This is a genomic window from Rhizobiales bacterium NRL2 (assembly GCA_001664005.1).
GTDB lineage: Bacteria > Pseudomonadota > Alphaproteobacteria > Minwuiales > Minwuiaceae > Minwuia.
In genome coordinates this window covers 4,507,556-4,529,590 of record CP016093.1, presented here as the reverse complement: position 1 = coordinate 4,529,590, position 22,035 = coordinate 4,507,556, and the positions used below count along the sequence as shown (strand labels likewise).

The window sequence follows — 22,035 nt, the reverse complement described above, 5'->3', positions numbered from 1 at the left end:
CCGCACCCGCGACAGGCGAATCGCAATTTGCACCTGCGCCCCGCGTCGGCCCGAACCAAATGGCTGTCAGTTTGCGATCCGCGGCGGATTCCGCGTCTCCGGCACATGGCGCGCCGTATTCCGGAGACGCCGCCGGGTGCCTTCACGGAAAGTGTGCGGCAAGAAAGATCATGCCGCCGCAATCGGTTAGATGAATCCTCGATCACAATCTGGCCCGCGCGGCGCCGGTGGCGGTCGCATGGCCTGCTACTTGCTGACTGTCGGTCAGCCGGAAGGCTCCCGGCGGCTGATGCGGTAATCAGGATCCCCGACCCCCCAATCCATGCCGCGTCGGCCGCCGTGGTCTTCGGCTTTCCCCACGCCCCCCTGTCTGCGACCATGGCTTCCGGTCCCATCGATCAAGAGGTTCGGCCATGCGCCGCATGTTCATATTGCCAGTGCTGCTCTTCGCCATCGCGGGCCCGGTTCAGGCCGACGGCCTTTTCGGCAAGGCGAAGGACCTGCTGGGCGGCGCCGTGAAGAACGCGCCTGCCGCGGGCGGCGAGCGGCAGGGCGGCCTCAGCCGCTCGGAGATCGGCGCCGGCCTGAAGGAAGCGCTGCGCGTCGGCTCGGGTCGGGTGGTCGATCAGGTCAGCGCCATCGACGGTTTCGACGCGGATCCGGCGATCCACATCCCGCTGCCGGAGAACCTCGCCAGGGCCCAGTCGATCCTCGGCCGGCTGGGCATGTCGAACCAGCTGGACGCGCTGGAGGACCGGCTCAACCGCGCGGCGGAGACCGCGGCGGCCAGGGCGAAGCCGCTGTTCGTGGACGCCGTCGAGGCGATGACGATCCAGGACGTCATGGAGATTTTCAACGGTCCCGACGACGCGGCGACGCAGTATTTCCGCCGCCAGATGACGCCCGGCCTGCGCGCCGAGATGAAGCCGGTGGTGGACGAAAGCCTGGCCGAGGTCGGCGCGATCGAGACATACGAACAGACCGTCGGCGAGTTCCGCAGCATGCCGATGGTGCCGGACCTGCGCGCCGACCTCACCGATCATGTGCTCACCCTGGGGCTGGACGGCATCTTCCACTACCTGGCGCGCGAGGAGGCGGCGATCCGCAACAATCCGGCGGAGCGGACCACGGCGCTGCTGCAACGGGTCTTCGGCGGCTGACCGCCGCGGACCTGAAATTGCATATGTCCGCAAGATCGTTCATTTTCGCCCGAGGGGAACGGCGGCCTCGCGGCCGCGCATGAGGGGAACAGTCCATTGGCCAGCGGACGCTTCGTTATCATCGACGATGATCGCCTGACTGCGGGGCACGCGCGCGCGGTGCTCGAGCGCGCCGGCTACGAGGTCAGCGTCTTCGCCTCCAGCATCGAGGGGCTGGAAGCGGTGCGCCGCGACCGGCCGGACGCGGTGCTGACCGACGTCATGATGCCGGAGATGGACGGCATGGAACTGACGCAGAAACTGCGCGAGGATCCGTCCTTCGACGAGATGCGCATCTTCGTCTTTTCCGGCAAGGCCTTCGAGTACGACCGCGCCCGCGCGATGGAGCTGGGCGCCGACGCCTACATCCTGAAGCCGATCAAGGCCGACAGCTTCCTGAAGACGGTCGAGCGCGTGCTGTCCGACAGGATCGCGGTGAAGTTCTGGGGCGTGCGAGGCACCCTGCCCAAGCCCGGGCCGGACAGCCTCAAATACGGCGGCAACACCTCGTGCGTGACGCTCTCCTTCCCGCGCGGGCAGTTCTTCATCTTCGACGCCGGCAGCGGCATCCGCGAGGTCGGCTCCAACCTGCTGGCCGAAGGCAAGACCCGCTCGGAGGGGAAGATCTTCATCTCCCATCCGCACTGGGACCACATCAACGCCCTGCCGTTCTTCGCGCCGCTGTTCATTCCCGGCAACGACTACGAGGTGCTGGGACCGATGCACGGCTCCATGGGCATCGAGAAGCTGGTTTCGGAACAGATGAGCGGCGCCTACTTCCCGATCACCGTGCGCGAGTTCGGCGCCCGCGTGACCTACCGCGATCTGCGCGAGGGCGAGTACGACGTCTCCGGCATTCCGGTGAAGACCATGCTGCTGTCCCATCCCGGTTACTGCCTGGGCTATCGCGTCGACTATGCGGGACGGTCGTTCTGCTACATCACCGACAACGAGATGTTCCTGCCGGATTCGGACTATCACGCGCCCGACTACATGCAGAACCTGGCCGACTTCGTGCGCGGCACGGACATGCTGGTCACCGACACCACCTACACCGACGACGAATACCGCTCCAAGATCGGCTGGGGCCATTCCTGCCTCAGCCAGGTGGTGGAACTGGCCTGCCAGGCCGACGTGAAGGGGCTTTACCTGTTCCACCACGACCCCGACCAGAACGACGCCGCCATCGACGCCAAGCTGGAGGCGGCGCAGCAGATGCTGTCCGAACGCGGCTCGCCGGTTGCCTGCTACGCCCCGGCGGAGGCCGAAACCATACTGGTCTGAGGCGTTGGCGGCGCCGCTTGCCGCATCTCAGCCCCAGGGACCGCGCTTGTAGGGCGAGTCCGGATGCGGCTCGGGCCGCAGGATGCGGATCGCGGCGTCCTTGCCGAAGGGGGCGAGGGCCATCTCCTTCTCCTTCGACAGGATCGGATGATCGCGGTCGCGGAAAAGCAGCACCAGCGCCGCCCCTGCCAGGAAGCCGCCGACATGGGCGAACCAGGCGATGGGGTCGCTCTCGCTGCCGACGCGCAGCACGTTGAGGACCTGCAGCCCGAACCAGAGGCCCAGCAGCACCAGCGCCGGCAGGCGCAGCGGGATGAACAGGAAGCCGATGGGGATGCCGACCAGGATCCGGGCCCTGGGATAGAGGATGATGTAGCCGCCCAGCACGCCGGAGACCGCGCCCGACGCGCCGATCAGCGGCGCTTCCGAGGTCGTGTCCCACAGGCCATGGCACAGCGCGGCGATGGCGCCGGTCAGCAGCAGAAAGGCCACGAAGCGCCAGTGGCCCATGGCGCTTTCCACATTGTCGCCGAAGACCCAGAGAAACAGCATGTTGCCGATCAGGTGCATGAAGCCGCCATGCAGGAAGATCGTCGTGACCAGGGTCAGCACCGGCGGAACGACGGCCAGATCCGCGGGTAGGGCGCCATGACCGAACAGGGCGGCCGGGATCATGCCGAACTGATAGATCAGCGCGACTTCCGCGCGCTCGTCGAGGACGAGCTGATAGAGGAAGACGAGGACGCACAGGCCGACCACCGACCGCACGACCCAGGGCGTGCGGTGCGCCGGCGCGTCGTCATGCAGCGGAATCATTCGGTCAGGCTCCGTTCATTCCCTTCCTCATGTTGGGCGCGCACTCGGAAATCCAAAGCGGCTTACCAGATTATGACCATGATCGACCGACGCGCATTCCTGGCCGGCGCGGCCGCGAGCCTCGCGGCGCCTGCCTTCGCCGCCGCGCCGACGGCCTGGGATATCGACTTCGACGTGCGGATCGCCGGCCAGTCGGTCGGTCACCACCGGCTGGCCTTCCGCCGCGACGCCGCGGGCGACCTGCGGGTGACGGTGGATGTGGCCATGCGCGTGCGGCTGATGTTCGTGACCGTGTTCGACTATCGCCAGCAGGCCGAGGAGACCTGGCGCGGCGACCGGTTGCTGCGTCTCGAATCCCGCACCGTCGATGGCGATGACCGCGATCATGTGGTCGCCGAGCGGAACGGGGAGGGGCGGATTGCTGTGCAGAGCCGCCGCGCCGGCGACCGGATCGTCGACGGTGACATGTGGCCGACCTCGGCCTTCTGGCGGCCGGCGGCGGTGGAGCGGGAGCGATTCCTCGACGTCGCGACCGGTGTCATCCGCCCCGTCGACATCGCCTATCGGGGTCTGGAGACCATCGAGGCGCTGGGACGGGAGCGGCCGGCCAGGCGCTATTTCGTCGACACCAGCCGCGCCTTCGACATCTGGTACGGCTCCGATGGCGCATGGCTCAGGCTCGAATGGTCCGGCTTCGGACTCACCGCCCGCTATCATCGCGTGACCTGAACAAGATGCCGCGCGTCAGGGATTGGTCTCAGGCGCGGCGGCGCCGGCGAACGTGACGGATGCTCTCCGTATTGGCGGCAGGCGGCGCGATCAGGGGGCCGAGGGCCGCGGTGATTTCCGCCAGGTCCGGGCGCGGGCCGCGCTCGCTGGTGTCCAGGGCGAGCCGCATCGCCCGGATATGCTCGGGCGTGGTGCCGCAGCAGCCGCCGATGATCCGCGCCCCGGCGTCCCGAGCAAAGCGGGCATAGGCGGCCATCAACTCGGGCGTGCCGGTATAGACCACCTTGTCGCCGCGAATCTGCGGGATGCCGCAATTGGCCTTGGCGATGACGACGCCGGTCTCGGTGGCCATGCCCAGCACCGCCAGCAGCAGGTCGGAGGCGCCCACGCCGCAATTCGCGCCGAAGGCGACCGGTGGGACGGGCAAGGTGGCCGCGACGCCGGCCAGCAGTTCCGGCGGCAGGCCCATCATGGTGCGCCCGGCGGTGTCGAAACTGGCGGTGTAGACATAGGGCAGGCCCTCGGCGATGGCGGCCTCGGCGGCGGCGCGCATCTCCTCGGGCGCTGACATGGTCTCGATCCAGGCGACGTCGGCGCCGCCGGCCTTGAGACCGCGCGCCTGTTCGGCGAAGGCCGCCGCCGCATCCGTGTGGGTCATCCGTCCCAGCGGCGCCATCAGTTCGCCCGTCGGCCCCATGGAGCCGGCCACGACGATCGGCCGGTTGGCGGCGTCGGCGACCTCGCGGGCCAGCGCCGCGCCGAGGCGGTTGAGTTCCTCCGCCCGGTCCTCCAGCCCGTGCAGCATCAGGCGATAGCGGGTGCCGCCGAAAGTGTTGGTGAGAATGATGTCGGAGCCGGCGTCGACGAAGCTCCGGTAGTTCGCGCGGATCTTCTCCGGCTCGTCGGCGTTCCAGGCTTCGGGCGCATTGCCCGGCGGCAGCCCCATCGCGAACAGGTTGGTGCCGGTCGCGCCGTCGGCCAGCAGGCAATCGCGTTTTTCCAGCAGTTCCGACAGCAGCATGGCTATGTTCTCATGGATATCCGGATTCTCGCCTAGCATGGCCGGCGGGGGTCAACTATCCATGAAACGACGGGGAGGGTCGCAGACATGGAAAAGATCATACGCAGCCGGTCGGGCGCGGAGATCAGCGAGGCGGACGAACGCCAGCTGCTCGACACGATCCGCGTCTGGCTGAGGCGCGATGTCGAGGACAAGGTGCTCGATCTGGAGCACGCCGACGAATATCCGCACGAGATGGTCGCGCAGATGAAGGAGCTCGGCCTGTTCGGCGCCACCATCCCGACCGAATATGGCGGCCTCGGCCTGCCGGCCCAGACCTATGCGAAGATCGTCGCCACGATCTCCGAGACCTGGATGTCGCTGACCGGCATCTTCAACTCGCACCTGATGATGGCGGCGGCCGTCGAGCGCTTCGGCACCGAGGAGCAGAAGAACCGCTTCCTGCCCCGCTTCGCTTCGGGCGAACTGCGCGGCGGGCTGGCGCTGACCGAACCGCATTGCGGCACCGACCTGCAGGCGATCCGCACGAAGGCGGTGCGCGACGGCGACGACTATGTGGTCAATGGCGGCAAGACCTGGATCTCCAACGGCATCGAGGGCGGGGCGGTCGCCCTGCTGGCGAAGACAGACACGGACATCGAACCGCGCCACAAGGGCATGAGCCTGTTCATCGCCGAAAAGGGACCGGGTTTCACCACCGGACGCAAGCTGAAGAAGCTCGGCTACAAGGGCATCGATTCGGCGGAGCTGATCTTCGAGGACTACCGCCTGCCGGCCGCCAACCTGATCGGCGGCGTGGAGGGCAAGGGCTTCCACCAGACCGTCGGCGGGCTGGAGCTCGGCCGCATCAACATCGCCGCCCGCGGCGTGGGCGTGGCGACGGCGGCGCTCAACCGCGCGGTCGAATACGCCCAGATCCGCGAAACCATGGGCAAGCCGATCGGCGAACACCAGGCGATCCAGCTGAAGATCGGCGACATGGCGACGAAACGCCGGGCGGCGGAGCTTCTGATGCTGGACGCGGCCATGGCCTACGACCGGGGCGAGCGCTGCGACATGGAGGCCGGCATGGCCAAGCTCTTCGCCTCCGAGACCGCGCTGGAGAACGCCACCGAATGCATGCGCATCCACGGCGCCTACGGCTATTCGGCGGAGTTCCCGGTCGAGCGCTATTTCCGCGACGCGCCGCTGATGTGCATCGGCGAGGGCACCAACGAGATGCAGCGCATCATCATCGCGCGGCAGATGCTGGCGCGGAATCCGGCGTGAAGGGGCGCGCTGCCGCGCCCTTTCACGCCGCCCTCGGACCTGATCCGAGGGCCCAGCGAAACAAATGACTGGGTCCTCGGGTCAAGCCCGAGGACGCCGATCAAGGTAATCCGGAGATCCACATGAAACTCGAAGGCATCCGCGTCCTGGACATGTCGCTGTTCCTGCCCGGGCCGCTGCTGACCCAGATGATGGCCGACCACGGCGCCGAGGTGATCAAGCTGGAGCCGCTCTCGGGCGAGCCGAACCGGGAGATCGGCCAGGTGCGCGACGGGGTCACCGTCTATTTCGCCAACACCCATCGCGGCAAGAAGTCGATCCAGCTCAACCTGAAGACCGATGCGGGCCGGGAGGCCCTGATGAAGCTGGTCGAAAGCTGCGACGTCATGGTGGAGGCCTTCCGCCCCGGCGTGGTCAAGCGCCTCGGCTGCGACTACGAGAGCGTCAGCGCCCGCAATCCGCGCCTCGTCTATCTCTCGATCTCCGCCTTCGGGCAGAGCGGCCCCTATGTGAAGAAGCCGGCGCACGACCTGGCGACCGAGGCGCTGGCCGGCGTCCTCTCGCTGAACCAGGGTCAGGACGGCAAGCCGGCCATCCCCGGCATCGCCAACGCCGACATGCTGTCGTCGATGATGGGCCTGTCTGGCGTGCTGATGGCGCTGCTCCGCCGCGAGAAGACGGGGAAGGGCGACTATATCGACCTCGCCATGATGGACTCGCTCTTCGCGGCCATGCCGAACCTGATGGGCTCCACCTTCGCCCACAAGACGCCGCCGGTCTGGAAGGAGGAGCGGACGGGCGGCGGCTACGCCTTCTACCAGATCTACGAGACGAAGGACGGCCGGCACGTGGTGCTCGGCGCCTCGGAGATGCACTTCGCCGAGACAGTGATGCGGAAGTTCGGCCGCGAGGACCTGATCGAGGCCTGCAAGCCGCCGCCGGGCCCGACGCAGGAGCCGGCGCGTCAGTTCCTGCGCGAGACCTTCCGCACGAAGACCCAGGCCGAGTGGGTGGAGTGGTTCGAGGGCGTCGACGCCGCCTTCGCGCCCGTGAAGAACCTGCGCGAGGCCTGCGACGACCCGCAGGTGCGCCACCGGGAGATGATCTTCGAGGACGAGCGTGGCTGGGAGCATATCGGCGTGCCGATCAAGTTCGCCGCCGAGCCCGGCAGGCCGCGCCTCGCCTTCGCCGAAGTCGGCGAGCACACCGCCGCCACATTGAAGGAACTGGGCTACACCGACGACCAGATCGCTGCGATGAAGGAAGGCGGCGTGTTCTGAAGGTGTCGATGACCCGGCGCGACACCCTGCTGGCCGTCATGGCCGCCTTCATCTGGGGGGCGACCTACCCGTTTTCCGCTATCGCGTTGCAGGACACGCCGCCGATCTTCTTCACCGCGTTGCGCTTCGCCTGTGCGGCGTGCTTCGTCGTGGTGGTGCCATGGCCGCGGATCCCGGCCGGAAAACTGATCCTGCTTGGCCTGTTCCTCGGCGCGGTGCTGTTCGCGCTGACCTTCATCGCCATGACGCAGGGACTGAGCGCGTCGCTGGCTTCGGTGCTGGTGCACACCCAGGCCTTCTTCACCATCCTGATCTCAATGGCCGTGTTCGGCGAACGGATGAGGCGCCGGCAGTTGCTGGCGCTGCTGATCGCGGCCGCGGGCATCGCGGTCCTGGCCATCGACCGCGGCCGCGCCGGCTCGGCCGTCGCCCTGCTGCTGATCCTGCTGGCTGCGCTCTCCGGCGGGATCGGCAACAACATCATGAAGTCGCTGGGCCAGACCGACATGCTCCGCGTCTCGGTCTGGATGAGCCTGGTGCCGCCGCTGCCGCTGCTGGGCCTGTCCCTGGTTCTCGAATCGGACGGTTCGGCCGCGGATCTCGCGGCGACCGTCACCTGGCCGACCGTCATCGCGCTCGTCTGGTCCGGCGTGCTGGCGACGGTCCTCGTCTTCGCCATCTGGGGCCGTCTGCTGGTTGCCTACTCGTCGGCGGCCGTCGCACCCTTCTTCCTGCTGGTGCCGGTGTTCGGCGTCGCGCTGTCGGCCCTCGTTCTCGGGGAGACCCTGTCGGCGCTGCAGGTTTCCGGCGGCCTGCTGGTCTTCGCCGGCCTTGCCCTGGCGCTCTGGCCGGCCCGGAAGCCGCCGCTGCCGGTCGCCTGACCCGCCGCGCGGCGCGCGATGTCGCATAGACGCTTAGCAGCGCCAGCCAGTTCCTCTATAACCGTCGCCATGAGCGACAATGCCAATGCCCGGCCCCGCGTGGGGCTTTTCGTGACCTGCCTGGTCGACCTCTACCGGCCCAGCGTCGGCTTCGCCGCGGTGAAGCTGCTGGAGCGTGGCGGCTGCGCGGTGGACGTGCCGCTGGCCCAGACCTGCTGCGGCCAGCCGGCCTACAATTCCGGCGACCGGGAGGACACCGCCGCCATCGCGAAACAGGTGATCGAGGCCTTCGAGAGCTTCGACTATGTCGTGGCGCCCTCGGGTTCCTGCGCCGGCATGATCCGCCATCACTACCCGACACTGTTCGCCGACGATGGCGACTGGGCGCGGCGCGCGGCAGATCTCGGCGCCCGAACCTTCGAGCTCGTTTCCTTCCTCACCGGTGTCTGCGGCATGACCGAGGTCGAGGCGAAGCTGGATCGGACCGTGACCTATCACGACAGCTGCTCGGGCCTGCGCGAACTGAAGATCAAGGAACAGCCGCGACGGCTGCTGGCGACCGTGGACGAACTGGAACTGGTCGAACTGCCGACCGCCGAGACCTGCTGCGGCTTCGGCGGCACGTTCTGCATCAAGTATTCCGACGTCTCCGCGGAGATGGTGCGGCGCAAGTCCGATGACATCCAGGCCACCGGTGCGGACCTGCTGCTGGCCGGCGACATGGGCTGCCTGCTGAACATGGCTGGCAAGCTGAAGCGCGAGGGCGCGGACATCCAGGTGCGCCACGTCGCCGAGGTGCTGGCCGGGATGACCGACGGCCCCGCCATCGGTGAGGAGGGGTGATGTGCTGCGTGGTCGACTCTCCATGCGGCGTCCTGGGGCTTGACCCCAGGACCCAGTCATTCTTTTTGCTGGGCCCTTGGATCAAGTCCAAGGGCGCCGGTTACATGACGGGAAACTGAGCCATGCAGCCGAAGTCGCATCTGTTCAAGGAAGAGTCGACGAAGGCGATCGGGGACGCGAATCTCCAGTCCGCCCTGAAGAATCTCCAGACCGGCTTCGTCGCCGCGCGCGCCCGCGCCGCCGACGGTCTGGACGAGTTCGAGGCGCTCCGCGACGAGGCGGTGACGCTGAAGAACCATATCCTCGCCAATCTCGACTTCTACCTGGAGCGCTTCGAGGAAAAGGTGACCGAGGCCGGCGGCACGGTGCATTTCTGCGCCACCGCCGAAGAGGCGCGCCAGACGATCCTCGAACTCTGCCGCCGCTATGGCGCGAAGTCGGTGACCAAGGGCAAGTCCATGGTCGCCGAGGAGGTGGCGCTGAACCCCTTCCTCGAGGCCAACGGCATCGAACCGGTCGAGACCGATCTCGGCGAATACATCATCCAGCTCGCCAAGGAACCGCCCAGCCACATCATCGGGCCGGCGGTGCACAAGACCAAGGAGCAGGTCTCCGACCTGTTCCACGAGCATCATGCGAAATACGGCCGGACCGAGCGCCTGACCGAGGCCGAGGACCTGGTGACCGAAGCGCGCGAGGTGCTGCGCCAGAAATACTTCGACGCCGATGTGGGCATCACGGGCGCCAACTTCCTGATCGCGGAGACCGGCTCCACCATCATCGTCACCAACGAGGGCAATGGCGATCTGACCCAGATGCTGCCGAAGGCGCATGTGGTCATCTCCGCCATCGACAAGGTGGTGCCCACGCTGGAGGACGTCTCGACGATCCTGCGCGTGCTGGCGCGTTCGGCGACAGGGCAGGAGATGTCGGCCTATACCACGCTCTCCACCGGGCCGAAGCGGGAGGGCGACCTGGACGGGCCCGAGGGCTTCCACGTGGTGCTGCTGGACAATGGCCGGTCCGACCTGCTGGGCACCGACAAGCAGGATCTGCTCCGCTGCATCCGCTGCGGCGCCTGCATGAACCATTGCCCGGTCTACACCGCCGTCGGCGGCCACGCCTATGGCTGGGTCTATCCCGGCCCCATCGGCGCGGCGCTGGACCCGCATTTCGTCGGGCTGGAGGAGGCCCGGCATCTGCCCAACGCGTCGACCTTCTGCGGCCGCTGCGAGCAGGTCTGTCCCATGCGCATCCCGCTGCCGAAGATCATGCGCCACTGGCGCGAGGAAGCCTTCGAGCGCGGCCTGCCGCCGGCTCGGGAGCGGCTGGCGCTGAAGGGCTGGGCCTGGATGGCCAGGCATCCCTGGGCCTACCGGCTGGCGGCGCGGATCGGCATCGGCGTCATGGGACGGCTGGGCCGCCGCCGCGGCGGGCGGTTCCGCGACCTGCCGCTGGCGCGCGCCTGGACAAAGAGCCGCGACATGCCCGCGCCCGAGGGCCGCACCTTCATCGACCGCTGGAAGGCCGGCGAGCGTGGGTAGGGCGCACAAGTGCGGGCGGGGGCTCGCCCTCCCCCTCGATGGGGGAGGGACGGGGAGGGGGTGGCACACCTGCACCCACTCGCTTTTGCCCCCCATTCGGCGCCGCGCGCCGGCCTCCCCCACCAGGGGAGAGGCAGACCGGATTGGAGCGCACCATGGCGCGTGATGGCGATCCGGAACTGCTCGAGGCCATGCGGCTCGGCATGGAACAGGGACAGATGTCCATGCACATCAGCTACCGCAAGGCGCGCCGCGTCGAGGGGTTCCGCGACGTACTGGCCGCCCAGGTCGGCCGGCGCGCGGTACTGATCCGCGACTGGTTCCTGCCGATTTCGCTGGCGCTGATGGCGGCCTGGTTCGCGCTGGCCGAGTGGCTCGGCCTGCACGAGATCAGCTATCGCGTCGTCGGATCCCAGATGTCGCTCGGCTTCATCACCTTCGCGCTGCTGCTGCTGGCGCTGGTGCTGTTTTCGCGCAAGCACATCCGCCCGCTGCAGGGCCCGGCGCTGCATCAGGTGGCGCTCTCCGACCCGGAGCTGTTCGTCCGGCTCTGGCGGCGCGGCGCCGTGGCGCTGATCACCCGCCAGGGCCGCGACCGCATCTGCCAGAGCCCGAAGGATGACTGGCGGCAATATGTCCGCCGTACGCTGGTGTTCTAGATCGTGGATGAGCCGAGTCAGAGTTACGCATTCTGCTCAGACTGCTTTCGTGATGAAGGTCTGCGCCTTGATGCGGAACGACTAGGAGCGGTCGACAACGTTGTCTGCAGTCATTGCGGATCTAGCGCCGGGAGAAAATTGGACACTGAAACGGGCATACACCTCGTCCACAGATTTTTCGTGATGGGAACCATGACAAGGCAGGAGTATGGATTTGCTCCCATTATTCAATTCAATGACAAGAGAGAAAATGAAATAAGTTCGCAAAAAGAACTGAATGAAGATATAGAGTTAGCTTGCAGGCAATTGGGGGTCGGCTTCTTCCATTATGGCCCTAGGTTATGGATGATAGGTGAAATTGAGCCTCTTAAAAGATTGCTTGATCCGGTCCGGAGAAATGGTCAGGTAAATGAGATTTTTTCAAAATACCCAAGTGTAGTTATTGGAAATGAAAAAAATTCTATAGAATTAGAAAATTGCCGAAAAATCCCGATAATGATAAAGAGTATGACTCTCCTCCTGTTGAATTATCTGGGCACGGTCGTTTAGATTCAGATAATCTATCTGTATTGTATGCGTCGGAAGACATAGATACATGCATTCACGAGTGTAGATTCACTGTAGAAGATGAAATATATTGCGCCACGCTCCAGCCAAAAAAGGAACTGAAACTCCTAAATTTAACCAAACTTTTGGATGAAAACTGTACGGAATTTGAAAGTTTGGATTTGGCAATTCATTTTCTTTTTATGGCCGGCTTGCATTCATATGATTTGGCAAGATTCATTGCAGAAACGGCGTATAAGAAGGGCTATGATGGATTATTATTTCCGTCCTTTTTTAGCGTTCTTAGAACTGGTGCGGAGCCATTGCGTACGGCATACGGTATTTCGCTTCGCAGATTCCCATCTACAAAAGAAATTGAGGAATCTTTGTCAATTCCAAATCTAGCGCTGTTTGGTCATCCGGTGGCTGATGGTAAGGTGGCGGTGCGGTGTATAAATAAGTTGATCGTGCGACGCGTTGATTATGAATATCATTTTGGCCCTGCGGAATTCTCCTAGCAACAACAACTTAGGATGCGAAATTCGCCTCCTGACCGTTACCCTCGGATCAGGCCGCCGGGCCGGGCCCCGGTGAGCTCCCCGCCGGCCAGCGTCTCGACGCCGGCCTTGATGGTGTGGCGGTAGCCCTTCGCGCGCTGAATCAGCCGCCGTCCGCCGGCGGGCAGGTCGTAGACCACCTCCGGCATGGTCACGGCGAGATTGTCGAAGTCGATGACGTTGAGGTCGGCCTTCATGCCCGCCTCGATCGTGCCGCGGTCGGTGAGCCCGTAGGCGCGGGCGGTGTCGCGGGTCTGCTTCTTCACCAGGAAGGGCAGGTCGAAGCGCTCGCCGCGGCGGCGGTCGCGACCCCAGTGGGTAAGCAGGGTGGTCGGCGCGGAGCTGTCGCAGATCAGCCCGACATGGGCGCCGCCGTCGGCCACGCCGCAGACCGTGTACGGGTCGGTCATCATCTCGCGCACGACCTCCAGGTCGCCGTGATAATAGTTCTCGAACGGGTAGAGCAGGATCGCCTTGCCCTCGTCGGCCATCATCAGGTCCAGCGCCAGTTCCCACTTGTCCAGGCCTTCCCGCTTCGCGCGGGCGCCGACCGAGTTGGCCGGATCGGGCTCGTAGTCCAGCGGCAGGGCCAGCGGGTGCGCCTTGTCGAGGCCGAACTCCATCCACTTCGCGTGGCCGTGGCTGCGGTCCTCGGCCAGCAGCCGTTCCCGGACCTCGGCGTTGTTCTTCAGCGTCAGGTACCGCTCGCGCGGTGACAGATGCTCCAGTTCCTTCCACGTACGGTGACGCAGGAAGGGATGAACCGAGGTTTCCAGCCCCATGAGGATGCCGATCGGGCGCGTGCCCACCTGGCCGTTGGCAGCGATGCCGGCCGCGTTGGCGGCGCGGATGCCGTCGCGGGTTTCCTGCCATCGGTCGGGGGCGTTGTCGACCTGGATCAGCAGCACCGAGAGCGGCCGTCCGGCCCGCTCGGCGGCGGCGCGCAGGATGGCGAAGTCGCCGTCCTCGAAGTCCGAATTGACCTGCAGGACGCCCTTGGCGGCGCGGCGCATGGCGTCGGCCATGCCGAACAGCTCCGCCTCGCGCGCGGTGAGAGACGGCGTGAAGCGGCCGTCCGCGGCCTTGTGCTTGATGGTCCGCGAGGTGGTGAAGCCCAGCGCGCCGGCGGCCAGCGCCTCCTCCAGCAGCCGGCCCATATGGGCGATCTCGTCGTCCGACGGCAGGGCCTGGTAGTCCGCGCCCCTGTCGCCCATGCAGTAGAACCGCAGCGCCGCGTGCGGCACCTGGCAGCCGATGTCCATGGTGCGCGGCGTCTCCGCCAGCACGTCCATGAACTCCGGGAAGCTTTCCCAGCGGAAGTCGATGCCCTCCGAGAGGACGATCTCGGGGATGTCCTCGACGCCTTCCATCAGGTTGATCAGATAGGGCTCGGCGCCCGGCTTCACCGGCGCGAAGCCGACGCCGCAATTGCCGAAGACCGTCGTCGTGACGCCATGCCAGGCCGAGGGCGTCAGGTCGCCGTCCCAGGTCGCCTGGCCGTCGTAGTGGGTGTGGATGTCGACCCAGCCCGGCGTGACGATCGCCCCGCCGGCCTCGACCTCGCGCCGCGCCGGCCCGGCCTTGCCGCCGGCCTCCACGATCACGCCGCGGCGGACCGCCACGTCCCCGGTGAAGGCTGCCCTGCCGGTGCCGTCGATGATGGTGCCGCCCCGAATGACCAGATCGTGCATGACGCCGCGCTCCCCTGTGTCGTCTCCGCAACGAAGATATACGCGACGTCAGGCCGGGAACCAAAGGCGATTCCGGCATGGAAGGGGCGTCCCTCCCGAAGGTCGCCCCTGGGTCCCGGGGTCAAGCCCCGGGACGGGGGAGAGTTTGTCGCCGGCCAGTCAGCCTCACTTGCCCGCGCCGGGACTCGATCCCGGCGCCCAGCAGGAGGTCGTCCCCGGGACACGCATCGTCCTTGGCGCGCGCCTTACTGCGCCCGGGCCTCAGACCTTCGCCAGGCGGTTCAGCGCCGAGACGATGGCCTTCAGCGAGGCGGTGGTGGTGTTCTCGTCGATGCCGACGCCGAAGCGCTGCTCGCCATGCCGGTTGGCCAGGCGGATGAAGCAGACCGCGCGCGTGCGGCTGCCCTTCTCGCTGGCGTGGATGGCGTGCTCGCGGTAGTCGGTCAGGTTGGCGCGGATGCCGAAGGCGTCCTTCATGCCCTGGAAGAAGGCGCTTATCGGACCGTTCTCCTCGCCGGCGACCGTCACCGTTTCGCCGTCACGGATCACTTCGGCCTCGACCGCCGACATGCCGTCGCCCGATCCCGGGGCGACCTTGTAGCGGACCAGTTCGAAGGGTTCGGTGGTCTCCAGATAGGTGTCCTCGAAGCTCTGCCAGATCATGGCGGGCAGGATCTCCTTGCCCGTGGTGTCGGCGATCTTCTGCACCACCTGGCTGAACTCCACCTGCAGCAGCCGGGGCAGCTCGACGCCGAAATCGTTCTCCATGATATAGGCCGTGCCGCCCTTGCCGGACTGGCTGTTGACCCGGATGATTCCCTCATAGGCGCGGCCCACGTCCATCGGGTCGATGGGCAGGTAGGGCACTTCCCAGAGGCCGTCGTTCGACTGCCTCACCGCGGTCATGCCCTTCTTGATGGCGTCCTGGTGGGAGCCGGAGAACGCGGTATAGGCCAGCTCGCCCGCATAGGGATGGCGCTGGTGCACCGGCAGCTGGTTGCAGTATTCCGCCACCGCGATCGACTCGGTGATGTTGGAGAAGTCGAGCGCCGGATCGACGCCCTGGGTGAACATGTTCAGCGCCAGCGTGACGAGGTCGACATTGCCCGTGCGCTCGCCATTGCCGAACAGCGTGCCCTCGATGCGGTCCGCGCCGGCCATGACGCCGAGCTCGGTTGCCGCCACCGCGGTGCCGCGGTCATTGTGCGGATGCAGGCTGAGGATGACGGAATCGCGGTTCCGCAGATTGCGGTGCATCCACTCGATCTGGTCGGCGTAGTAGTTCGGGGAGGCCATCTCGACCGTCGCCGGCAGGTTGATGATGATCGGGTTCTCCGGCGTCGGCTCGAACACGTCCATCACTGCGTGGCAGATGTCGCGGGCATAGGGCAGCTCGGTGCCGGTGAAGCTTTCCGGGCTGTACTCGATGCGGACATTGCTGCCCTCGAGCGTCGGAATCAGTTCCCGGATCAGCTTCGCGGCGTCGACGGCGATCCGAGTGATGCCCTCCTGTTCCAGCCCGAAGACCACGCGGCGCTGCACGGTCGAGGTCGAGTTGTAGAAGTGGATGATGACGTTCTTCGCGCCCTTCACCGCCTCGAAGGTGCGGCGGATCAGCTCCTCGCGCGACTGGACCAGCACCTGGATGGCGACGTCGTCGGGAATGATGTCGTTCTCGATGATGTGGCGGACGAAATCGAAGTCGGTGTCGGAGGCGGCGGGGAAGCCGACCTCGATCTCCTTGAAGCCGACCGCGAGCAGGTGGCGGAAGAAGCGGACCTTGCGGTCGCGGTTCATCGGCTCGATCAGGGCCTGGTTGCCGTCGCGCAGATCGACGGAACACCAGATGGGCGCCTTGTCGATGGTCTTCGTCGGCCAGGTCCGGTCCGGCAGGTCGATCTTCGGAAAGGCCCGGTACTTGTGGAGGTTGGGCATGGTGGGCATGGTCGTTGTCTCCGGTGACGCTTGTAGCTTTGGAGGCGTCGGGGTCTGTGACCCGTGTCGGACCGCGCACGCAGCGTGGTCTTCAGTCGTTTGGCGATTTCGAGAAATGATGTCGACCGGATGCCCGGCCCCGACGCGCGAAAGGCTTAACCCGACTCTATCCGAGAGCCGGGCTGCCTAGGACGAGGCCTAGCAGGATATGACGCTTTGCGCCGGACATGGGCTGAAACCTAGGCCCGGCCTCGCGCGGCGTCAACCGAAAAGGGGTTCCCGGCTGGGGACTTGATCTCCCGCCCGGCGTCAAGCAAAGTCACTTCACTTTTGTCTCCGGCGGCCCCGCCGCCTCCGTCAAGCGCCGATTGCCGACGACGACGTCCGACGGCGCGGATCACGATGACAGGAACCGATGGACAGGGATCCCTATTCGGAAGGCGTCCTTCCGGCCAAGCAGTTGCGTAGCCAGCGCCGCCGGCGCGCCATCCTGGACGCGGCGAACCGTCTTGTGGAAGGACTGGGTTACGAGCGCATGAAGATGGAGGATATCGCGGCCGAGGCGAACAGCTCGGTCGGCACCCTTTATCAGCGCTTCCGCGACAAGGACGGGCTGCTCGACGCCCTTGTGGGCGAGCGCCTGGCGCGTATGGCCGAGCGGGTCGATCGGGAGATCACTCTCGAGGCGCTGGGCGGCGGCGACCGGCGTCACGCGATACGGTGCGTCACCGCGCTGATCGTCGAGTTCTTCCGCGACAATCCCGGCTTCGTCCGCGCCGTCGTCGCCCGTCATCTGGGCGAGAAGGAAGCCTTTTCGCCGCTGAGGCCGGTCGCACAGAAGACCGTGAGCCGCGCCTGGGATTTCTACGGCCGGCTCTGGCCCGAGGAAGCGAACGAGGCGGTGCGCGCCCGTTTCCGCTTCGGCTTCCAGATCGTTCTCTCCACCTGCTCCAACGCGGTGCTGAACCGGCCCGGGCCGATCCTGATCGACGATCCGGTCATGCCGGACATGCTGGCCGACACGGTGCTGGCCGTCATGAGCAGCGGGACCCTGCCGATCGACCGGGCCACGATCGCCCCCGTTCCGGACGGCGACGGTTCCGGCGAAACCTGAGCGCGGCCGGGCCGCGCCCGGCAAGTTCTGACCCTGTTTCGACGACGAAGCGCGCCCTGCAGCGGCAAATCCTGCCGGGGCGTCCTGGCGGCCCGCGTCCGGAAGATTCAAGAAAGCTTATTTAACACAACGGTTTGGCGCGGATTTTCTCGACTGGCACGGCGGTTGAGTTGTGAGGCCTGCGCCATATCGGCGCTTGTGGGTGAACCGCGGGGCTCATGAAGGCAGCCCGTCTGAACAGGAGAGAGAAATGCTTTCGGTAAACACCAATACGGGCGCGATGCTGGCCTTGCAGCAGCTCAATGCGACCAACAGGGATCTTTCCGAGGTCCAGACCCGGATCAACACCGGCCTGAAGATCGCCGGTCCCAAGGACGATGGCGCCGTCTTCGCCATCGCGCAGAACATGCGCGGCGAGATCGCCGGCTTCGAGGCCGTGAAGACGGCCCTCGACAACGCGGTCAGCGTCATCGATGTGGGTCTGGCCGCCGGCCAGTCCGTTTCGGATCTGCTGATCGAGATGAAGGAGAAGGCCGTCGCGGCCCTCGATCAGTCGCTCGAGACCTCCAGCCGCAATGCGCTGCAGAATGACTTTGCCGCGCTGCGCGACCAGATCGCGACCATCGTCGGCAACGCGGAGTTCAACGGCTTCAACGCCCTGGACGGTTCCGTCAGCTCCATGTCGGTGCTGGCCAATCCGGACGGCGACACCATCACGGTGACGGCGCAGAACATGACCACGGGGACGGCCGGACTGACGCTGAGCGCGCTCAGCCTGTCCACGGCGACGAACGCCGCCGCCGCCCGCTCTGGCATCGATGCGGCGATCGACGCCGCCAACCAGCAGCTCGCGGTGCTCGGCACCCGGGCCAAGACGCTGGATATCCACACCAACTTCGTCGACAAGCTGATCGACAGCCTGAACACCGGCGTCGGCAACCTGGTGGACGCGGACCTGGCCAAGGAAAGCGCCCGATTGCAGGCGCTGCAGATCAAGCAGCAGCTCGGCACCCAAGCGCTTTCGATCGCCAACCAGGCGCCGCAGTCGATCCTCTCGCTGTTCGGCTAGGCCGGCGGCGGAGCACCCACATGATCGGGGCCGGCCTCCGGGCCGGTCCCCCTTCATGTCGCTACCCTACCGCCCGCGATAGGTCTCGACGCCCGGTTCGGGCAGCCAGACTCCTGCCGGCGGCTCTCCCGTCTGATAGAAGACGTCGATCGGTATCCCGCCGCGCGGGTACCAGTATCCGGCGATCCTGAGCCAGTCCGGCCCGATCGCCGCCACGATCCGCTTCGCGATCGTCACCGTGCAGTCCTCGTGGAAGGCGCCGTGATTGCGGAACGACCCCAGGAACAGTTTCAGGCTCTTGCTCTCGACGATGCGGCCGGCCGGCACGTAGTCGATGACCAGCCGCGCGAAGTCCGGCTGGCCCGTGACCGGGCAGAGCGAGGTGAACTCCGGTGCGGTGAACCGCACCACGTACTTGGCGTCCGGATGCGGATCGGGCACGGCGTCCAGCACCGCTTCCCCGGGGCTCTCCGGCACGGCGCTCTGCTTTCCGAGATATTTTACCGCATCATTCATGGCCCGGTCCTGTGGCAGGTTGGCGGGATGACCCTTCGGCTCGTCATCTTCGACTGCGACGGCACGCTCGTCGACAGCCAGCACGGTATCGTCCGCTCGATGCAGCAGGCGTTCCTGAGCTTCGGCTTGATCGCACCCGACCCGGACGCGGTCAAGCGCGTCGTCGGGCTCAGCCTCGACCAGGCGGTGGGCCGGCTGGCGCCGGAACTAGGCGCGTCGGACGTCTGGCAGGTGGCGGGCGCCTACAAGGCGCTGTTCCGGGAGCTGCGCGCCGGCGGCGACCTGCCCGAACCGGACTTTCCCGGCGTGCTCGACGCCATCGGCGCGCTCGATGCGGCGGGCTACCTGCTGGGCGTCGCCACCGGCAAGTCGCGGCGCGGCCTGTTCGCGGTGGTCGAGCGACTGGGGCTGGAGGGCCGCTTCGTCACGCTGCAGACCGCAGACGACGTCATGGCCGGCAAGCCCGCGCCCGACATGTGCCTGCAGGCCTGCGCCGAGGCCGGCGTGGATGTGGCGGACGCGGTGGTGATCGGCGATACCAGTTACGACATGGAGATGGCGCGGGCCGCCGGCTGCGGCGCTATCGGCGTCGCCTGGGGCTATCATCCGCCCGGGGAACTGGAAGGCGCGGGCGCCGCGCGGATCGTGGGTCATGGCGACGAGATCCCGGCCGCCGTCGCCGCGCTGCTGGGGGGAGCCCGGGCGGCGTGAAGCGTTTCTACGAGAAAGTCGGCGTGGAAGAGGCGCCGGGGGGCTGGGAGGTCCGCCTGGACGGCCGCGCCATGCGCACGCCCGCGCGGCAGCCCTTCCGTCTCCCGACCCGGGCGCTGGCCGATCTGGTGGCGGGCGAATGGGCGGCTCAGGGCGAGAAGATCGATCATCAGTCCATGCCGCTGACCCGTATGGCCGGCACGGCCGTCGACGGCTTCGCAGGCCGCCGCGAGGACACCCGGCGAGCTGTCGCGCGCTTCGCCGATGCCGACATGCTCTGCTACTGGGCGGACCAGCCTCAGCGCCTGATCGAGCGTCAGCAGGCGCATTGGCGGCCGTTGCTGGACTGGGCGGAGGACCGTTTCGGCGCCAGGCTGCAGGTGACCTCCAGCCTGAACCCGGTGCGCCAGAGCCCGGCGGCGCTGGCGGCGCTGGAGGGCGCCGTCCGCAGCTATGACGATTTCCGGCTGGTCGGCCTGTCGGTCGCCGCCGGCGCGGCGGGCTCGCTGGTCATCGGCCTGGCCCTGGTGGAGCGCCGGGTGGACGCCGCCGCCGCCTTCGATGCGGCGCAGCTCGACGAGAGCTTCCAGATCGAGGAGTGGGGCGAGGACGCGGAGGCCGCGCACCGGCGCGCGGCGATCCGCGGCGAACTGGCCCGGGTGGAGCGCCTGATCGGCGCGCTCTGACAGGGCTGCGTCCCGCCAAAGGGCTGGCGGGGCCGAATGCCCGATGCTATCGAGGGGCCATATCTGGGGAATGGCGCCGGGAGAGGCGGATGCAGGACATCGTACGGATGCTGGAAGAGAAGCGCGCCAAGGCGCGCCTGGGCGGGGGCGAGAAGCGCATCGAGGCGCAGCACGGCCGCGGCAAGCTGACCGCGCGCGAGCGCATCGAACTGCTGCTGGACGAGGGCTCGTTCGAGGAATGGGACATGTTCGTCGAGCACCGCTGCACCGATTTCGGCATGGCCGAGAACAAGGTGCCGGGCGACGGCGTGGTCACCGGCTACGGCACGGTCAACGGCCGGCTGGTCTTCGTCTTCAGCCAGGATTTCACCGTCTTCGGCGGCGCGCTGTCGGAGATGCACGCGCGCAAGATCTGCAAGGTCATGGACAAGGCGATGCAGGTCGGCGCGCCGGTCATCGGCATCAACGATTCGGGCGGCGCCCGCATCCAGGAGGGTATCGACAGCCTGGCCGGCTATGCCGACGTCTTCCAGCGCAACGTGCTGGCCTCGGGTGTGGTGCCGCAGATCTCCATGATCATGGGCCCCTGCGCCGGCGGGGCGGTCTACAGCCCGGCGATGACCGACTTCATCTTCATGGTCAAGGACACCTCCTACATGTTCGTGACCGGTCCGGACGTGGTGAAGACGGTCACGGCCGAAACCGTCACGGCGGAGGAGCTTGGCGGCGCGGTGACCCACACGACGAAGTCCTCGGTCGCCGACCTGGCCTTCGAGAACGATGTCCAGGCCATCGCCCAGACCCGGCGCTTCATCGATTTCCTGCCCGCCTCCAACCGGCAGGAGCCGCCGCACCGGCCCACTTTCGACGACCCGGAGCGCCAGGAGCATTCGCTGGACACCCTGGTGCCGCAGAATCCGAACAAGCCCTACGACATGATGGAACTGATCGAGAAGGTCGTGGACGAGGGCGACTTCTTCGAGATCCAGCCGGGATTCGCCAAGAACATCATCTGCGGTTTCGGCCGCATGGAAGGGCACACCGTGGGCGTCGTCGCCAACCAGCCGATGGTGCTCGCCGGCTGTCTGGACATCGACAGCGCGAAGAAGGCGGCGCGGTTCGTGCGCTTCTGCGACTGCTTCAACATCCCGATCGTCACCTTCGTCGACGTGCCGGGCTTCCTGCCGGGCACGACCCAGGAATTCGGCGGCATCATCAAGCACGGCGCCAAGCTGCTGTTCGCCTATGCCGAGGCGACGGTGCCGAAGGTCACGGTGATCACGCGCAAGGCCTATGGCGGCGCCTATGACGTCATGAGCTCCAAGCATCTGCGCGGCGACGTCAACATGGCCTGGCCGAACGCGGAGATCGCGGTGATGGGCGCCAAGGGGGCGGTGGAGATCATCTTCCGCGCCGACATCGGCAACGAGGAGAAGATCGCGGCGCGTACCGAGGAGTACCGCCAGACCTTCGCCAACCCCTTCATCGCCGGCGCGCGGGGCTTCATCGACGACGTCATCATGCCCCACAACACCCGCTTCCGGATCATCAAGTCGCTTCGGATGCTGAAGTCGAAGAAACTCGAGAACCCCTGGAAGAAGCACGACAACATCCCGCTCTGAGCGGTCGCGATTCGGCATTGTTCCTGGTTTCGGACGAAATGACTTCTCCTCCCCTCGAAGGGA

The 22,035-nt window shown here is 66.5% G+C and carries 19 protein-coding genes; 14 read left to right on the top strand and 5 right to left on the bottom strand.

Features of this window, described 5'->3' with window-relative positions:
* Positions 1-413: 413 nt before the first annotated feature.
* Both TEF_21185 and TEF_21180 read left to right on the top strand, forming a co-directional pair.
* Positions 414-1,160 carry a hypothetical protein gene (locus TEF_21185; protein ID ANK83035.1) on the top strand — a complete coding sequence of 249 codons (747 nt, stop codon included), beginning with the start codon at positions 414-416 and terminating at the stop codon, positions 1,158-1,160.
* A 96-nt stretch (positions 1,161-1,256) separates the two neighbouring features.
* Entirely contained in the window at positions 1,257-2,483 is a 1,227-nt protein-coding gene (locus TEF_21180; protein ID ANK83034.1) for a hypothetical protein, read from the top strand.
* Positions 2,484-2,510: 27 nt separating this feature from the next.
* Here TEF_21180 and TEF_21175 read toward each other — a convergent pair whose 3' ends face one another.
* Positions 2,511-3,299, bottom strand: coding sequence for a hypothetical protein (locus tag TEF_21175; GenBank protein ANK83033.1), 789 nt, complete (start codon positions 3,297-3,299; stop codon positions 2,511-2,513).
* Positions 3,300-3,371: 72 nt separating this feature from the next.
* On the opposite strand from TEF_21175, the gene TEF_21170 reads away from it, so the two are divergent.
* The gene (locus tag TEF_21170) at positions 3,372-4,028 is read left to right on the top strand and encodes a hypothetical protein (protein ANK83032.1); all 657 of its coding nucleotides are present in this window, start codon (positions 3,372-3,374) and stop codon (positions 4,026-4,028) included.
* A gap of 28 nt (positions 4,029-4,056) precedes the next feature.
* Here TEF_21170 and TEF_21165 read toward each other — a convergent pair whose 3' ends face one another.
* On the bottom strand, positions 4,057-5,049 hold the full coding sequence (locus tag TEF_21165; protein ID ANK83651.1) for a methionine synthase I: 993 nt from the start codon (positions 5,047-5,049) through the stop codon (positions 4,057-4,059).
* Positions 5,050-5,136: 87 nt separating this feature from the next.
* Between TEF_21165 and TEF_21160 the strand changes: the two genes are divergently transcribed.
* The 6 genes from TEF_21160 (at position 5,137) to TEF_21135 (ending at position 11,525) form a co-directional block, all read left to right on the top strand.
* Positions 5,137-6,318 (top strand): acyl-CoA dehydrogenase, encoded by a 1,182-nt coding sequence (locus TEF_21160; protein ID ANK83031.1) that lies wholly within the window; start codon positions 5,137-5,139, stop codon positions 6,316-6,318.
* Between the two features lie 122 nt (positions 6,319-6,440).
* Positions 6,441-7,598, top strand: coding sequence for a CoA-transferase (locus TEF_21155; protein ANK83030.1), 1,158 nt, complete (start codon positions 6,441-6,443; stop codon positions 7,596-7,598).
* Between the two features lie 8 nt (positions 7,599-7,606).
* A complete protein-coding gene (locus TEF_21150; GenBank protein ANK83650.1) occupies positions 7,607-8,479 on the top strand; it encodes a hypothetical protein in 873 nt (290 codons plus the stop codon).
* A 69-nt stretch (positions 8,480-8,548) separates the two neighbouring features.
* Positions 8,549-9,322 carry a Fe-S oxidoreductase gene (locus tag TEF_21145; GenBank protein ID ANK83029.1) on the top strand — a complete coding sequence of 258 codons (774 nt, stop codon included), beginning with the start codon at positions 8,549-8,551 and terminating at the stop codon, positions 9,320-9,322.
* A gap of 122 nt (positions 9,323-9,444) precedes the next feature.
* Entirely contained in the window at positions 9,445-10,866 is a 1,422-nt protein-coding gene (locus tag TEF_21140; protein ANK83028.1) for an iron-sulfur cluster-binding protein, read from the top strand.
* Positions 10,867-11,021: 155 nt separating this feature from the next.
* Positions 11,022-11,525, top strand: coding sequence for a hypothetical protein (locus TEF_21135; GenBank protein ID ANK83027.1), 504 nt, complete (start codon positions 11,022-11,024; stop codon positions 11,523-11,525).
* Positions 11,526-12,627: 1,102 nt separating this feature from the next.
* On the opposite strand, the gene TEF_21130 is transcribed toward TEF_21135, so the two are convergent.
* Positions 12,628-14,319: a hypothetical protein gene (locus TEF_21130; protein ID ANK83026.1), complete on the bottom strand. Its 1,692-nt coding sequence runs from the start codon at positions 14,317-14,319 to the stop codon at positions 12,628-12,630.
* Between the two features lie 261 nt (positions 14,320-14,580).
* A complete protein-coding gene (locus TEF_21125) occupies positions 14,581-16,263 on the bottom strand; it encodes a 2-isopropylmalate synthase (GenBank protein ANK83025.1) in 1,683 nt (560 codons plus the stop codon).
* Positions 16,264-16,669: 406 nt separating this feature from the next.
* Here TEF_21125 and TEF_21120 point away from each other — a divergent pair, with 406 nt between their 5' ends.
* Both TEF_21120 and TEF_21115 read left to right on the top strand, forming a co-directional pair.
* Positions 16,670-17,368 (top strand): hypothetical protein, encoded by a 699-nt coding sequence (locus TEF_21120; protein ID ANK83024.1) that lies wholly within the window; start codon positions 16,670-16,672, stop codon positions 17,366-17,368.
* A gap of 250 nt (positions 17,369-17,618) precedes the next feature.
* Positions 17,619-18,437 carry a flagellin gene (locus TEF_21115; GenBank protein ID ANK83023.1) on the top strand — a complete coding sequence of 273 codons (819 nt, stop codon included), beginning with the start codon at positions 17,619-17,621 and terminating at the stop codon, positions 18,435-18,437.
* A gap of 66 nt (positions 18,438-18,503) precedes the next feature.
* Here TEF_21115 and TEF_21110 read toward each other — a convergent pair whose 3' ends face one another.
* Positions 18,504-18,953 (bottom strand): NADPH-dependent 7-cyano-7-deazaguanine reductase QueF, encoded by a 450-nt coding sequence (locus TEF_21110; GenBank protein ANK83022.1) that lies wholly within the window; start codon positions 18,951-18,953, stop codon positions 18,504-18,506.
* A gap of 27 nt (positions 18,954-18,980) precedes the next feature.
* On the opposite strand from TEF_21110, the gene TEF_21105 reads away from it, so the two are divergent.
* The 3 genes from TEF_21105 (at position 18,981) to TEF_21095 (ending at position 21,972) form a co-directional block, all read left to right on the top strand.
* Positions 18,981-19,664 carry a hypothetical protein gene (locus TEF_21105; GenBank protein ANK83021.1) on the top strand — a complete coding sequence of 228 codons (684 nt, stop codon included), beginning with the start codon at positions 18,981-18,983 and terminating at the stop codon, positions 19,662-19,664.
* Positions 19,661-20,350 (top strand): hypothetical protein, encoded by a 690-nt coding sequence (locus tag TEF_21100; GenBank protein ID ANK83020.1) that lies wholly within the window; start codon positions 19,661-19,663, stop codon positions 20,348-20,350. The genes TEF_21105 and TEF_21100 overlap by 4 nt, the downstream gene beginning before the upstream one ends.
* Positions 20,351-20,439: 89 nt before the next feature.
* Positions 20,440-21,972, top strand: a complete 1,533-nt coding sequence (locus tag TEF_21095) for a methylmalonyl-CoA carboxyltransferase (GenBank protein ID ANK83019.1) — start codon at positions 20,440-20,442, stop codon at positions 21,970-21,972.
* Positions 21,973-22,035 lie beyond the last annotated feature (63 nt).

Coding starts and splice junctions, on each gene's coding strand:
- TEF_21165 (ANK83651.1), bottom strand. CDS start 5,049: ATGCTGCTGTCGGAACTGCTGGAAAAACGCGATTGCCTGCTGGCCGAC.
- TEF_21125 (ANK83025.1), bottom strand. CDS start 16,263: ATGCCCACCATGCCCAACCTCCACAAGTACCGGGCCTTTCCGAAGATC.
- TEF_21115 (ANK83023.1), top strand. CDS start 17,619: ATGCTTTCGGTAAACACCAATACGGGCGCGATGCTGGCCTTGCAGCAG.
- TEF_21155 (ANK83030.1), top strand. CDS start 6,441: ATGAAACTCGAAGGCATCCGCGTCCTGGACATGTCGCTGTTCCTGCCC.
- TEF_21170 (ANK83032.1), top strand. CDS start 3,372: ATGACCATGATCGACCGACGCGCATTCCTGGCCGGCGCGGCCGCGAGC.
- TEF_21140 (ANK83028.1), top strand. CDS start 9,445: ATGCAGCCGAAGTCGCATCTGTTCAAGGAAGAGTCGACGAAGGCGATC.
- TEF_21175 (ANK83033.1), bottom strand. CDS start 3,299: ATGATTCCGCTGCATGACGACGCGCCGGCGCACCGCACGCCCTGGGTC.
- TEF_21120 (ANK83024.1), top strand. CDS start 16,670: ATGGACAGGGATCCCTATTCGGAAGGCGTCCTTCCGGCCAAGCAGTTG.
- TEF_21130 (ANK83026.1), bottom strand. CDS start 14,319: ATGCACGATCTGGTCATTCGGGGCGGCACCATCATCGACGGCACCGGC.
- TEF_21105 (ANK83021.1), top strand. CDS start 18,981: ATGACCCTTCGGCTCGTCATCTTCGACTGCGACGGCACGCTCGTCGAC.
- TEF_21185 (ANK83035.1), top strand. CDS start 414: ATGCGCCGCATGTTCATATTGCCAGTGCTGCTCTTCGCCATCGCGGGC.
- TEF_21135 (ANK83027.1), top strand. CDS start 11,022: ATGGCGCGTGATGGCGATCCGGAACTGCTCGAGGCCATGCGGCTCGGC.
- TEF_21110 (ANK83022.1), bottom strand. CDS start 18,953: ATGAATGATGCGGTAAAATATCTCGGAAAGCAGAGCGCCGTGCCGGAG.
- TEF_21095 (ANK83019.1), top strand. CDS start 20,440: ATGCAGGACATCGTACGGATGCTGGAAGAGAAGCGCGCCAAGGCGCGC.
- TEF_21160 (ANK83031.1), top strand. CDS start 5,137: ATGGAAAAGATCATACGCAGCCGGTCGGGCGCGGAGATCAGCGAGGCG.
- TEF_21145 (ANK83029.1), top strand. CDS start 8,549: ATGAGCGACAATGCCAATGCCCGGCCCCGCGTGGGGCTTTTCGTGACC.
- TEF_21150 (ANK83650.1), top strand. CDS start 7,607: ATGACCCGGCGCGACACCCTGCTGGCCGTCATGGCCGCCTTCATCTGG.